Genomic DNA, 229 nt, shown 5'->3' on the forward strand with positions numbered 1-229 from the left:
CCCCCCCTCCCCCAAAAAACAACCCGCCCCCCCAGATGTAGCTCCGTCTCGTGGGCTCGGAGATGTGTATAAGAGACAGGGCTTGCACGTGCCGTACACCTCCGAGGACGAGCGGATCTCGGGCAGCATCGACATCGGCACGCCCATCGCGGCGCAGAGGTCCTCGTCCCACGACAGGGTCCGCAGGTCCATGAGCAGGGTCCTGTCTCTTATACACATCTGACGCTGC

The 229-nt window shown here is 63.3% G+C and carries 1 protein-coding gene; it reads right to left on the reverse strand.

Annotated features, from left to right (window positions below):
• Window positions 1-219 (reverse strand): FGGY family carbohydrate kinase (locus ACR9ZK_RS23875; RefSeq protein ID WP_481344377.1); only part of this gene is annotated, 219 nt, incomplete at its 3' end.
• Window positions 220-229: the final 10 nt, after the last annotated feature.

The organism is Monashia sp. HAY1-5C (assembly GCF_056755255.1).